This is a genomic window from Micromonospora sp. NPDC005220, assembly GCF_040607895.1.
Classification (GTDB): domain Bacteria; phylum Actinomycetota; class Actinomycetes; order Mycobacteriales; family Micromonosporaceae; genus Micromonospora.
In genome coordinates this window covers 1-13523 of the sequence record NZ_JBEXHP010000036.1, presented here as the reverse complement: position 1 = coordinate 13523, position 13523 = coordinate 1, and the positions used below count along the sequence as shown (strand labels likewise).

The following is a 13523-nucleotide window of genomic DNA, read 5'->3' as shown; positions in this document are numbered from 1 at the left end:
GTGTCGCGGAGCGGCCCTCGTCGCGTCAGACGGTGGCGGCCGCGGCCGAGTCGCTCGACTCGGGCGATCCGGTCCGGGTGTCCGGCGTCGCGAAGCCAGCCGGCACGGCGGCCACCTGGCGCACCGCTCCGGCGGCCAGCCGGTAGGACACCCCCACCACCGCGCACCGACCCTGCGCCACCTCTTCGGCCAGCACCGGGGACTGCCCGAGCAACGTCTCGACGGTCTGTGCGATGTGGATGTCGATGATGCCGTCGATGTCGTCCACACCCTCGGCGTCGGCCCGGCGCAGGCTGGGCAGCACCGCGTCGACCACCGCGCGCAGGTGGCCACCCGGTGCGGTACCGGTCGCGGCGGACTCCCGGGCGGCCTGCACGGCACCGCACGAGTCGTGACCGAGCACCACCACCAGCGGAGTGCCGAGCACGGTCACCGCGTACTCGACGCTGCCGAGCACCTCGGGGCCGGCGGTGTGCCCGGCCGTACGAACCACGAACAGGTCGCCCAGCCCCCGGTCGAAGATGATCTCGGCGGCCAGCCGGGAGTCGGAGCAGCCGACGATCACCGCGAACGGGTGTTGCCCGTCGGCCACGGCGGCCCGGCGCCCGGCATCCTGGTTGGGGTGCCGCGGGGCGCCACCGACGAAGCGTCGGTTGCCGGCGATCAGCTCGGCGTACGCCAGGGCGGGCTCGCTGAGCGCGGACTCCCGGTCGGTGGTCCGCTGCGAACCCGGCTGGCCGCCGGAGCGCCCGGTCTGACTCATCCCGCACCTCGTCTCGACGCATTTGACCTGGTCAAACCGGCTTTCCGCCGGCCGGGCGGCGGGGCCGCCGGCCCGTGCTCCACGGTCACACGCACCGTAAGATGCGTCAAGGGATGCGTGATTTAGATTTCATACGTTGACGTTGGTCGCCCCCTGGGCAACCTTTCCGGGGCAGGGCGGGCAAGACTCTCGCGAGGGCAGGCGGACATCGGGAAAGGCGGTCAAACGATGACGAGCACGGTGACGGGCGACACCAGCGGCGGGCGGAACTGGACGTTCCTCACCAACCACGGGCACGTACTGCTGGCCATCGCCCGCGATCCGACCGCCCGGCTGCGCGACGTCGCGGCCGAGGTCGGCGTGACCGAACGGGCCGCGCAGGCGATCGTCGCCGACCTGGAGGCGGGCGGTTACCTGCACCGCACCCGGGTCGGGCGACGCAACGAGTACACCCTCAACCCGGCCGGCCGGTTCCGGCACCCCGCCGAGGCCGACCGGCAGGTCGGCGACCTGCTCGCGCTCTTCGCCGACACTCCCGCCGCAAAGGCACACCCCCGGGCCTGACCCCCGTCACCAGGGGCCGCTGCCCAACGGTCACGGCGGTAACCTTTGCGGGTGCGCGAATGCCCGCCGTTGAGCGCGACCCCGTCCCGACGTGCCCTTCGCGGCATCCTCAGTGGAGCGCTGGCGGCCCTGCTCGGCGCCGGCCTGGTGGCACCCTCCCCGGCAACCGCCGCACCGCCCCTCTGCGGCCCCCCCGGTGCCGAGAGCCTGACCCAGATGCCGTGGGCGCTACGCCGGCTGGAGCCGTCCTCGGCGTGGCCGCTGTCCCGGGGCGCCGGGATCACGGTGGCCGTGATCGACTCCGGTGTCTCCGCCGCCCACCCGCTCCTCAAGGGCCAGGTGCTCGAGGGTCGCGACTTCAACGGCCTGCCGGCCCGGCAGGGCCAGTGCGACGAGGCCGGGCACGGCACGCTGATCGCCGGCATCATCGCGGGCCGGGAAGGCACCGTGGTCCCGTTCAGCGGCATCGCCCCGGCTGCCCGCATCCTGCCGATCCGGGTCCTACCGGAGCTCGGGGAGGTCACCAACCCGCAACTCCCCGCACAGATCGCGGCGGCCATCGACTGGGCGGTCGGCCAGGGCGCCGACGTGATCAACCTGTCCCTGACCACGATTCCCCGCCCCGAACTGACCGCGGCCGTCGAGCGCGCGCTGGCCAAAGGGGTGGTGCTGGTCGCCGCCGCGGGCAACCGGAAGGAAGACTCCCAGAACCGGCCGGGCTACCCGGCCGCGTACCCGGGAGTGATCGCGGTCGGTGGGGTGGACGAGCAGGGCGGCCACGTCGGCACCTCGATCAGCGGCGACTACGTCGACATCGCCGCACCGGGGATGAACATCGTCGGGCCGGCGCCCGGAAACACCGGCTACCGCACCGTGCCGGAGGGCGGCACCAGCTACGCGGCCGCGTACGTCTCGGGAGTGGCCGCGCTGGTCCGGGCGGCCTACCCGAATCTCAGCCCGCAGCAGGTCGCGGACCGGCTGCAACGCACCGCCGACAACCCACCCGAGGGCCACAACGCCGACATCGGCTACGGGATGGTCAACCCGTACCGGGCGGTGTCGAGCCTGCTCGGCACCCGGGCGAACCCGCCCGCCAGCGCGCTCCCGGCGCCCGCCGTGCCGGACGACCCGCTGAGCTGGCAGCGCCCCGTCGCGATCTGGGCGGCGGTCATCGGCGCTCTGCTCGCCGGGCTGCTGCTGGTCGCGCGACCGATCATGGCCCGGGGCCGCCGACGCGACTGGCGCCCCGGCCGACGCACCGACGCACCAACTGCCGGCTGAGCGGAGCCCCGCCGCAGGGCGGTGCCGACACCTGCGGCAATGCAGAGCGGCTCCGGGCCGGACGAACCGGACCGGAGCCGCTCGAGCGAATGCCTCAGCTCCACACCTTGGAGTTGCTCATCTCCGTGGTGAGGTAGTTCTCGCGGGCGATGCCCACGGCACCGCCGATCTCGTTCAGGATCCGGTTGATGTCCCGGACCGCCGCGTCCCACTTCGCCTGGTGCTGCTCGTAGGCAACCCGGTCCTCGCCGTCCCAGTGCAGCTTGGTCAGCATCGACCGCAGCGTGTCAAGCTTTTCCTCGAGGGTCTTCGAGATGGCCTGCATCTGCTGGTTGCTGCTCTCGAGGACCGCATAGTCAACTTTGATCGTCACGATTTCCTCCTCTGCCGGCTACGGATCACGGGTTGAGAGCAGAGTGGAACTTGTCCAGCATCTGCTGCTGCTCTTCGTCGTTGACCTGGTGCGTCGTACCCGACTTGTCGAGCAGGTCAGCGATGCTGTCCATCGCCGTCAGCAGTTTGCTGGTGTCCTCCTGCCAGCGCGTCATCAGCGACTGGAAGCCCGTGGACGCCTGACCTTTCCACGCGATGGCCAGGTCGTCGACCACGTTCCACAGCTTCTTCAGCTCGCCGTCGACCTCGCTGCGCGTGGACCGCACGTCACTCGCGGCGGTATGCAGAGTCGCAGCTTCGACCTCGAACGCCATGCTTCACACCCTTCCGTCTGTTGTGGTGGCGGCTTCGCCGCACCCCTCCCCCGCGGCAAGGCAGCATCACCCCACCGACGGACACTCCTGTGAAGACCGTAGCGGAACCTGTCCAACCCCCGCAGCCCTGACCGGTGACGTTCGATGGATGGTGGTGAATCGGGCCGAGACGGCCCACCACCTCCTACCGAACGACGGATCTCACTCAGGCCGGATCAGACCAGGCGGTCTGAATCAGCTGCTGACCATCGCGGCGGCGAACCAGGGTGCCCCGGCCGGGCGGTTGCGGACTCGGTCGCAACGTGCCGAAGACCGCACCCTCCTCCCGGTTGCCGGACATCAGCAGGCCCGGCGAGTCCAACTCGCGCAGCCGTTGCAGCACCGGCTCGTAGAGCGCCCTGGACACCCCGCCGACCCGACGCGTGATGATCAGGTGCAGACCGATGTCGCGGGCCTGCGGCAACAGCTCCTGCAGGGCGCTGAGCGGGTTGCTGCCACCGGAGGCCACCAGGTCGTAGTCGTCCACCAGGATGTACAGATCCGGACCCTTCCACCAGCTCCGATCGCGCAGCTGGGCGGTGGTCACGTCCGGGCCGGGCAGTCGGTTGGAGAGTGCGCTGCGGATCGACCCGAGCCCCTGGGCGAACGCCTGGTTCGACGGGGCGTAGTCGAGCAGGTGGTCACCCTCCACCGCTCCCAGCAGGCCACGCCGGTAGTCGGCGATCACCAGCCGGGCCTGCGCCGGCGTGTACCGCTCGGTGATCCCCCGGGCGATCAGGCGCAGCAGGTTGGTCTTGCCGCACTCCGCGTCGCCGAAGACCGTCAGGTGCGGCTCGTTGGCCAGGTCCAGGTAGACCGGCGCGAGCGCCGACTCGTTGACACCGATCGGGAGCCCGGGCGCCGACCGGTCGATGACCCGGGCCAGCTCCGCCACCGGCAGCCGGCGCGGCAGCAACCGCACCTTCGGCGCCGGGCGACCCGGCCAGTTCGCCGCCACGTGCCCGGCCAGCGACAGCGATGCCTCGCTCAGATCCTCGATGTCACGTCGACCGTCGATTCGCGAGATGGCGGTGAGGAAGTGCAGCTTGTCCCGGGTCAGGCCCCGACCGGGCGACTTCTCCGGCACGTTGTTCGCCGCGCGGCGGTCGATCTCGGACTCCGACGCGTCGCCGAGGCGCAACTCCAACTTGGTGCCGAGCAGATCCCGCATGTTGATCCGGATCTCCGCCCACCGCACGGCGGTGAGCACCACGTGCACACCGAAGCCGAGGCCCCGGTTGGCCAACGTGGTGATGGTCTGCTCCAACTCCTCGTACTCCTGGCGCAGCGTGTTCCACCCGTCCACCACCAGGAACACGTCACCGAACGGGTCGTCCGCGAACTCACCGGCGGCCCGGCGACGGCGGTAGCTCGCCACCGAGTCGATGCCGTGCTGGGCGAAACGACTCTCCCGGTCGTCCAGCACGGCGACCACCTCGGCCACCGTGCGGCGAACCGCCTCGACGTCGCGCCGACCGGCCACCCCGGCCAGGTGCGGCAACCGCTCCATGCTGCGCAGCGCGCCCCCACCGAAGTCCAGGCAGAAGAACTGCACCTCGCGCGGCGTGTGGGTGAGGGCCAGTGAGGCGAGCAGCGTACGCAGCATCGTGCTCTTGCCACTCAGCGACCGACCGACGATGACCACGTTGCCGCCGGCCCCGGCCAGCTCGACCATCATCGGGTCCCGACGCTGCTCGTAGGGGCGGTCCACGACGCCGACCGGCACGGTCAGCCGACCACGGCCGGGCCAGGACGCGGTGCACAACCCGTAGGTCGGGTCGACCGCCAGCGGGCCGAGCAGCTCACCCAGGCCCGGCGGGTCGGCCAACGGCGGCAGCCACACCTGGTGGGCCGGGCGGCCCCGACCCTTGAGCTGGTCGATCAGCACGTCGAGCATCGCCACGGCCTTGCCGTCGGCCGGCTGTTCCGGCTCCGGGGCGGTGTCCACCGGCACCTGCGGGACCTGCACCGGAACGAAGTCGAGGCCGTACGGCACGATCCGCCGCTGCACCAACGCCTGCGAGGCGGAGGCCTGCTGCCCCGGCGCCCGGTACGCCCCCGACACGTACGCGGCCCGGAAGCGCAGCATGGTGCTGGTGTCCGTCTTCAGGTAGCCGTGGCCCGGCGCGTTCGGCAGCTCGTACGCGTCCGGCACGCCGAGCACGATCCGGCTCTCCACCGCGGAGAACGTCCGCAGACCGATCCGGTACGACAGGTGCGTGTCGAGGCCCCGCAGCTTGCCCTCTTCCAGGCGCTGGCTGGCCAGCAGCAGGTGCACGCCGAGGGACCGACCCAACCGGCCGATCATCACGAACAGGTCGATGAAGTCCGGTTTGGCGGCGAGCAGTTCACTGAACTCGTCACAAATGATCAGCAGGCTGGGCATCGGAGCCAGCGGCTCGCCGGCCGAACGCGCCTTCTCGTACTCGAAGCGGGAGACGTAGTTGCCGGCCGCCCGCAGCAACTCCTGCCGGCGCACCATCTCGCCGGCGAGCGCATCGCGCATCCGGTCGACCAGCGGCAGCTCGTCGGCCAGGTTGGTGATCACCGCGCTGGTGTGCGGCAGCGCCTCCAGCGAGGCGAAGGTGGCACCACCCTTGAAGTCCACCAGGACGAAGTTCAACTCCTCCGACGAGTGGGTCACCGCCAACGCGGCCACCACCGTCCGCAGCAGTTCGCTCTTGCCGGACCCGGTCGCGCCGATCACCAGACCGTGCGGGCCCATGCCCTCGTGCGCCGACTCCTTGAAGTCGAGCTCGACCACGTTGCCGTCCGGGCCGACGCCGAGCGGGATGCGCAGTCGGTCGCGGTGGCCACGCGGGCGCCAGGTGTTCTGCACGTCCACCGCCGCGGCGTCGCCGACGCCGAGCAGGTCCGGCAGTTCGGTGCTGCGGGCCAACGGCTCGTCGCCGCCGGTCTGCTGCTGCGAGAGCCGGAACGGGGCGATCTGTCGGGCCAGCCCCTCGGCGGCCTCGGCGCTGAGCCGGTCGGGCCGACCCAGCGTCGACGACGAGCTGCCCCGGACCAGGTCGAGTGAGCTGCCGTCGCCCACGTCGAGGCAGAGCAGCCAGCGGCCGGCGTCGCGCGGCACCGTCCCGGAGAGGTCGATAACGGTGGCGCCGAGCAGCCCCGGACCCACCAGCTGGCAGGTCGGTGAGATCTCCCCGCCGTCGATCACCACGACCAGGTGCGGGGCGGTGGTCAGCGGCTTGGCCTCCGGCGCGAACCGGGGCCGCCCGCCCAACTCGGCGGCGAGCGACGCCTCGGCCTCGGCGAGGCTGGCGAAGACCAGCCGGCGCGCGCCGGCCGCGTCCGTACGACCGCTGTGGTGGGCGTGTGGCAGCCACTTCACCCAACCCCAGGACGATTGCCGGTCGGGTGCGGCGACCACCGCGATCACCAGGTCGTCAGGTGCGTGGAAGGTGGCCAGCTGCCCCAGTGCCGCCCGGGTCAGGTCGAGTACGGGCTCGCGGTCGCCGCGCAGCACCACCCGACTGAACGCGCGCACCGACAGCGCCGTGGGCAGATCGGGCACCGTGGAGTGGGCACGGACGAACCGGCGCAGCGCGATGGCGCTCATCGGCTCCAGGTCCTCCACCGGCTTCGTCTCCGGTGGGACGATCTCCACGGCGAGCCGCTGCGGGCCGAGGGCGATCCGGGTCTCGCCGAAGTCGTCCTCGGTGATCCGCCGTTCCCAGAGTCGCCGGGACGCGGCGATCGACCAGAGCGCGTCGGGCTCCGGGTGCCGCCAGGCCATCGCCGCCCGCTGCTGCTCGGCGGCGCGGCGGGTGCGCTTGCGCATCTGCGCCAGGTACCGCATGTAGTCGCGGCGATCGGCGTTCAGCTCGGCCTTGTCCTTGCCACCGCTGTTGGCCAGTGAGCCGATCGCCATGCCGAGCATCGAGACACCGAACAACCCACCGGCGACGTAGGTCATCATGCCGCCGCCCTTGCCGGCGTAGAGGAACGCCATGGCACCGACCCCGCAGAACATCGGCAGGATCATCAGCAACTGCCCCATCCCGCGGGGCGTCGGCTCGGGCAGCTCGGGAGGCGACTCCAGCAGCACCTCGCCGCGCGGTAAGGCCGGCCCCGGCTGACGCGGGAGCCGGCGGAACACCACCGTGCTCACGGCTGTCTCCTCCCCAGAAGCGGCCCCGATGACGTACGGCCGCGGCACACCGCCCGCGGGTGGGCATCGTACGTGCCCGTCATCGTAGGTAATCTGCCGTGTGCGCGGTGGACCCGGACCGCAGCATCACAGCCAGCCGATCACAGACGCACACCTGGAGGCCACTGTGGCGACGAAGACGGCGACCGGTGGTCTGAGCCGGATCACCATCGTGGCTCCGCGTACCCGGATGGATCTGGCGCTGCCGTCGGACGTGCCGATGGCCGACCTGCTTCCCACGCTGCTGCGTTACGCCGGCGAGGACATGGCCGACGAGGGTGCGCGGCACGGCGGCTGGGCACTGTCCCGGTTGGGCGGTGCGCCGCTCGACGGTGGTCGTACCGCTGCGCAGCTCAGCGTCCGGGACGGTGAGGTGCTCTACTTCAACCCCCGCTCGGACGCCGCGCCGGAGATCGTCTTCGACGACGTGGTGGACGCGGTCGCCACCGCGACCAACCAGCGCCCCGGCGCCTGGCAGGTCGGTGCGACCCGCTCCTTCGCGGTGGTCTTCGCGGCGGCGGCGCTCGGCGCCGGCGCGCTGGCAGCGCTCTTCGCCGGCCCTCCGCACCTGCCCGGCGCGCTGGCCGCGCTGCTGGTCGCGGTGGCGCTGCTGGTGGGCGCCGCAGTGCTGTCCCGGGCCGCCGGTGACAGCGGCGTCGGCGCGGTGCTGGCCCTGGTCGGCCTGGTGCACGCGGCCACCGGCGGCCTGCTGCTGCTCGGCGGCGATCGGTCGCTGACCGAGCTGGCCAGTCCACATGTCCTGCTCGCGGCGACCGCCGCGGTGGTGGCCGGCGCGGTGGCCGTGCTGGCGGTCGGCGACCGGTACCCTCTCTTCTTCGCCGCGATCGGGGTGGCGGCCGCGACCGGTCTGGGCGCGGTGCTCTGCCTGGTCCTCGGCCTCGACCCGGCGGCCTCCGCCGCGGTGGTCGCGGCGGTCGCGTTCGGCGTGGTGCCGGCGCTGCCGATGATGGCCTACCGGCTTGCCCGGCTGCCGGTGCCGTCGATCCCGACCGGTCCGGAGGACCTGAAGACCGACAGCGAGTCGGTGGACGGTCGGCAGGTGCTCCAGCGGAGCGAGCGCGCCGACCAGTTCCTGACCGGTCTGCTGTGGACGGTGTCGCTGCTGGTGCTGGGCGCGCAGTTCGTGCTGGCCCTGGACGGGCGCCTGCCGGCGGTGTTGCTCTGCCTGGTGCTGGCCCTGCTGGCGCTGCTGCGGGCCCGCCCCCTGCTGGGCCGGGCCCAGCGCACCCCGGTGCTGCTGGCCGGCACCGTGGGTCTGGGCCTGGCCGCCGCGACCACCTTCGCCGGTGGGTCGCTGCCGGTCCGGCTCGGCCTGATCCTGGGCGGGCTGGTGCTCGCCGCCGTGATCAGCCTGATCTACGGCCTGACCGTCGCCGGCAAGCGGATCTCGCCCGTCTGGGGTCGGCTGCTCGACATCGCCGAGATCCTGCTGATCATCTCCCTGGTGCCGCTCGCCTTCTGGGTCTGCGGCCTGTACGGCTGGATCGTCAACCTCCGACCCTGACCGCGCCGCGCCCCCGCAGCGGTCAGCGCGACCGCAGACCGGTGGAGACGCCCAGCGCCGACGCGACCGGAGCGGTGGCGTAGACGCCCGGAGCATGCTGACCGTCCATTGGCCGGGTCGTCGAGCCCACCCGCTCCGCGACCTCGCGGACCACCTTGACCAGGGCCTCGACGTGGTTGTCCATGGCCGCGACCCGCAGCAGCGGTGCCGCCACCCGACCGTCCGCCGAGACGGTCACGGCCACCGTGTGCGACGGCGCCGAGGTCGCGGTGATCGCGTCCACGAGCGGCGCGAGCGGGGCGTCCGAGCGGCCCCGCAGAGCCATGCAACGGTGCGTCCAGCCGCCGCCGCGCAACCCACGCCAGCTCTCCGTCGGCGCCTCAGGCACCAGGTCCAGGCCGGCGGCCGAGACGATGGCCGCGCGCAGCTCCTCGCGGCCCAACGGGCGATGGGCCAGCCCCGCCGAGGTCAGCGCCTTGCCGAGTCGGCCGATCCCGGCGGCCACCGTGCGGTGCACGCCGGTCAGCCCGCCGCCCCGACTCACCGCCTCGACCCGGGCGTCCCGGACGGTGAGCCGCACCGCCACCCAGACGGTCCGGTGAGCCGCCGGCGGCGCCCCGGGTGCCGGGTACCAGACCAGCGTGTGCGCGACCACCTGGGCCCGGGAGACCGGGGCACTGAAGTCCGCGAGCACCCGTAGCGCGCGGTCCACCGCGGCGGCGTCGACGGAGCCGACCGCCGCACCGGTGGCGGACTGCAACGCGACGGCGGCGAACCAGCCCTGGTCGTCCCGCCCGATGCCGAGCCGGGTGCCGCGGTCGGTCAGCTCGATGACGCTCAGCTCGGGGGCGAGTGCGGCCAACCGCGGGTCGGTCGACGTGCCGCTGGCCAACGCGGCCGACGCGCGCTCGCCGCGTCGCCGCAGCCGGCGGCGCAGCAGCAGGTCCTCGAACCACCAGCGGCCCCCTCGGCGGGCGAAGGCCGCCAGGACGACCAGCAGCGCCGCCGGGCCCACCGCGGCGAGCACCCAGCTGGGTCCGGCCGTGGCGGCCCAGACGGCGACCACACACAACTCCAGCACGACGAGCTGCCCGACCAGCACGGGACCGACCCGCCCACGGCCGGGCCGTTCGGCCGGGGACGTCGGGCGGGCGGGAACGTCGACCGGGTCCGTGACCGCTCGGGCGGGTGGCGCCTGAACCTGCGTCATCGCTGACTGTCCCTCCTGCACGGTACGGCTCTGCGCCGGGTCGGTCCGGCGCCGGCCACGAGCGGTGGTCCCAAGGAACCACCGTCGGCCCCTTATCGTAGGGAAACCCGCGGCGGCACTCAGACCCTGATCGTCGCGGAAACACCCCGCCGGAGGTAAGTCATGCGGACCCGCCGCGACCAGGTGCAGGCGTACCGCTTCGTCACCCGCCGCATCGTCTCCGCCTTGCTGTCGGGCGATCCGGAGACCACCAACCTGCCGATGCGACGGCTCGGCATGGCCGTCTTCGGCAGTGTCCTCACTGCGGCCATCGTGCTCGGTGGGGTGGGTGCCTACGGCCAGTTGACCGGCGGCGCGGCGCCGCTGGACGACAAGACGCTGGTCATCGAACGGGAGACCGGCGCGACGTACGTGTTCATCGACGGCAAGCTGCACCCGACGCTGAACTACACGTCGGCGCGCCTCATCGTGAACGACGCGAGTGCCGAGGTGCGGACGATGTCCCAGGCGTCGCTGCGGGACCGGCCCCGCGGCGTCACCGTCGGCATCGTCGGCGCACCGGACGCCCTGCCGGACCGCAAGTCGCTGACCGGGCTGCCCTGGTCGGTCTGCGACGTGCCCGACCCGGTCGACCGGCAGCGGTCCAGCACCCGGCTGGTGATCGACCGTGCGCTGCCCGGCGGCACACCCCTGGGCGACCGCGGGGTGCTGGTCTCGGTCGACGACCAGCGGTACCTGGTCACCAACAACAGCCGGCTCCAGCTGCTCGACCCGTCCCGCACGATAACGGCGCTGCGGATGGCCGGCACCGAGCGGCTCCAGGTCGGGCAGCAACTGCTCAACGCCGTGCCGGCCGGTCCGCCGCTGCGCAGGCCGTCGCTGAGCGGCGAGGGTGAGCCCAGCAGCCGCAGGGTGGCCGGGCAGTCGTACAACGTCGGTTCGGTGTTCAAGGCCGCCGGACGGCACTACGTGCTGACTCGGGACGCTCTCGTGCCGATCAGTGAGATCACCGCTCTGTTGCTCATCAGCAACGGCGGTCGGATCACCGACATCACCCCGAACCAGGCCAGCGAGGCGTTCGAGGAACGGCGGATCGAGGAGGAGGGGGTACCGTCGACGATGCCCGCCCTCTACCCGGTGCAGCCCGGTCAGACCACGCTCTGCGCGACGTACCGGAAGGGCAGCGCGGGCGGCCCGCCGACCACCACCCTGGAGGTCTTCGACCGGGTGCCGGCCGAGCTGACCGACAACGATCCGGGCCTGATGCCGGTGCGCCAGACCAGGCGCGACGCGGTACGCACCGCCGAGGCGGTGCTGCTGCCCGGCGGCAAGGGTGTCATCGCGCAGGCCTCGCCCGGCGCCGGGACCAGCGGGTCCGGTGCCGCCGGGTCGACCATCTACCTGATCAGCCCGCAGGGCATCAGGTATCCGCTCGGCTCGGCGGAGACACTGGACGTGCTCGGCTACGGCGGGATCACCCCGCTGGCGGTGCCCGGCTCCCTGCTCGCCCTGATCCCGACCGGGCCGACCCTGGACCGCGAGGACGCGTTCGCCGTCTTCTCCACCGACGGACCGGCACCGGCCGTGCCGCCGTCGGCCACGCCGGGGTCAGGGTCACCATCCGCGACGCCGCCCTCGGGCTCGCCGTCCGCCACGCCACCGTCGGGCTCGACACCGTCGGCGCCGGCCAGTGGCGCCCCGTCGAGCGGTGGGGCCGGCGGCGGGGGGTCCACGGAATCGACTGACGCCGACGGCTGAGCAGCGTCGGCGGGTCGCCCGGAGTCGCACTGGTGGACTAATCTGGATGTCGCTGACGGTTGTCAACCAGAACAACGGGGATGTTGCCATGGCCAGGCGTACGGAAGTCGACCTGTTGTCCCTTGAGGACTTCCACGAGCACCTGGCGACGCGGTTGAGCCAGGCCGAGTCGGTGCTGCGCAAACTCAACACCGAGATGCAGTGCCGTCCGCCGGCGCTGGGCTCGTTCTTCGACGCCACCGACAAGGCGCGTCGCTACAGCGAGGTCCATCAGTCCTATGTCGAGCAGGCCGAACGGATCCGGCAGGCGGTGCTGGCGGCACAGCAGGCGACCAGCACGATCCTGAGCAACTACCGCACCGCCGAGGCGCGTAACGCGGCAAACGCCGACGATGTCACCGCCGCGCTGACCCCGGTTGACCGGGCGTTGCAGCCGAAGGGGGACGGGCGTGTCTGAATACACCCAGCGCTACCAGGGCAGCAGCCACCAGCAGCTGTACGACGGCCTGATGGCGGGCAAGCCGGAGCAGATCGAGGGCGTGGCCACCCAGTGGGCCGAGCTCAAGGGCATCCTCGACGGCCTCGGCCGGGAGTTGAGCGGAGACCTCGAGAAGCTCGGCAACACCTGGACGGGTTCGGCGGGTCAGGAATTCCATCGGCGACTCAGCCTGATCGTCGCGCACACCGACGCGTTGGGCGAAGGGATGGCCGGCATCAAGCAGGGGTTGACCATGATGGCCGACCATCTGCGCGCCGCCCACAAGCAGGCGGAGAGCCCGGAGGAGACCGACGACAACGACAAGGCGATCGGCGGTGCGATCAAGGGCGGCGCGGTCTTCGGTCTGACCGGTGCGATCGTCGGGGGCATCGCGGGTCACCAGCAGGACAAGGCCGAGCAGGAGAAGGCCCACCAGCGGATGGTGAACCTGGTGGCCGGGCTGGCCAACAGCTACGAGATCTCCGCCTACGACCGGGTGGTCGACCCGCCGCCACCGGATCCGGACACTCCGAATACCGCCAGCAAGGATCCGACGACGCCGCAGAGTGTCTCGGCCATCGCCAGGGTGAGCCGGGGCCCCAACACCGGCACCGACATCGGCCGCACCGGTGACGCGACCATCTCGACGCCCGACCGCGCCGCTCAACTGCCCGACCACGGTTCGACGACGACGGACGAGGTCGGCTCGGGTACGGGTGGCAGCCCGGCTGTCGTCACCGGCCCGGTCGGCGCTGGCAGCGGCCCCGCCAACCAGGGCACCTCCCTCGCCGGGGCGGACCCGCTGGTCGGCGGCGCGCTGCTCGCCGGAGGTGCCGCCGGGCTGGTCGGCCTGTCCGGGCCGGCCGGCGCGCCCGCCGCGGCGAGCACCGGCCCCGGCCTGCTCTACGGAGCACAGGGCGGGGCACCGGCCGGCGGCGTGTTGCGCAGCGGCGCGCTCGCTGGCTCGGGCGGCGCGCCCCCCACCTCGGCCCGACCGACCGGCGGTGGCACGGCCCCGGCGGAGAAC

The 13523-nt window shown here is 72.5% G+C and carries 11 protein-coding genes; 6 read left to right on the top strand and 5 right to left on the bottom strand.

The window, feature by feature from the left end:
- Window positions 1-25 precede the first annotated feature (25 nt).
- Window positions 26-763 (bottom strand): carbonic anhydrase, encoded by a 738-nt coding sequence (locus tag ABZU52_RS16025; RefSeq protein WP_354971807.1) that lies wholly within the window; start codon window positions 761-763, stop codon window positions 26-28.
- A gap of 228 nt (window positions 764-991) precedes the next feature.
- Here ABZU52_RS16025 and ABZU52_RS16020 point away from each other — a divergent pair, with 228 nt between their 5' ends.
- The gene (locus tag ABZU52_RS16020) at window positions 992-1327 is read left to right on the top strand and encodes a MarR family winged helix-turn-helix transcriptional regulator (RefSeq protein ID WP_354971806.1); all 336 of its coding nucleotides are present in this window, start codon (window positions 992-994) and stop codon (window positions 1325-1327) included.
- A 51-nt stretch (window positions 1328-1378) separates the two neighbouring features.
- Window positions 1379-2608: a type VII secretion-associated serine protease mycosin gene (gene mycP, locus ABZU52_RS16015; protein WP_354971805.1), complete on the top strand. Its 1230-nt coding sequence runs from the start codon at window positions 1379-1381 to the stop codon at window positions 2606-2608.
- A gap of 94 nt (window positions 2609-2702) precedes the next feature.
- Here the strand turns inward: mycP and ABZU52_RS16010 are convergent, their stop codons facing one another.
- From ABZU52_RS16010 to eccCa, 3 genes are all read right to left on the bottom strand, one after another.
- Window positions 2703-2981, bottom strand: coding sequence for a WXG100 family type VII secretion target (locus ABZU52_RS16010; RefSeq protein WP_030329555.1), 279 nt, complete (start codon window positions 2979-2981; stop codon window positions 2703-2705).
- 25 nt (window positions 2982-3006) lie between these two features.
- Window positions 3007-3315, bottom strand: coding sequence for a WXG100 family type VII secretion target (locus ABZU52_RS16005; RefSeq protein WP_354971804.1), 309 nt, complete (start codon window positions 3313-3315; stop codon window positions 3007-3009).
- A 205-nt stretch (window positions 3316-3520) separates the two neighbouring features.
- Complete coding sequence (gene eccCa / locus ABZU52_RS16000; RefSeq protein WP_354971803.1) at window positions 3521-7486, bottom strand: type VII secretion protein EccCa; 3966 nt, start codon at window positions 7484-7486, stop codon at window positions 3521-3523.
- 166 nt (window positions 7487-7652) lie between these two features.
- On the opposite strand from eccCa, the gene eccD reads away from it, so the two are divergent.
- Entirely contained in the window at window positions 7653-9050 is a 1398-nt protein-coding gene (eccD, locus tag ABZU52_RS15995) for a type VII secretion integral membrane protein EccD (protein WP_354971802.1), read from the top strand.
- A gap of 22 nt (window positions 9051-9072) precedes the next feature.
- Here the strand turns inward: eccD and ABZU52_RS15990 are convergent, their stop codons facing one another.
- A complete protein-coding gene (locus tag ABZU52_RS15990) occupies window positions 9073-10260 on the bottom strand; it encodes a type VII secretion protein EccE (RefSeq protein ID WP_354971801.1) in 1188 nt (395 codons plus the stop codon).
- A 162-nt stretch (window positions 10261-10422) separates the two neighbouring features.
- On the opposite strand from ABZU52_RS15990, the gene eccB reads away from it, so the two are divergent.
- The 3 genes from eccB to ABZU52_RS15975 form a co-directional block, all read left to right on the top strand.
- Window positions 10423-12018, top strand: a complete 1596-nt coding sequence (gene eccB, locus ABZU52_RS15985) for a type VII secretion protein EccB (protein ID WP_354971800.1) — start codon at window positions 10423-10425, stop codon at window positions 12016-12018.
- A 46-nt stretch (window positions 12019-12064) separates the two neighbouring features.
- Window positions 12065-12475 carry a hypothetical protein gene (locus ABZU52_RS15980; protein WP_354971799.1) on the top strand — a complete coding sequence of 137 codons (411 nt, stop codon included), beginning with the start codon at window positions 12065-12067 and terminating at the stop codon, window positions 12473-12475.
- Window positions 12468-13523: WXG100 family type VII secretion target (locus ABZU52_RS15975; RefSeq protein ID WP_354971798.1), on the top strand; the 1056-nt coding region annotated here is incomplete at its 3' end. The genes ABZU52_RS15980 and ABZU52_RS15975, both read left to right, overlap by 8 nt.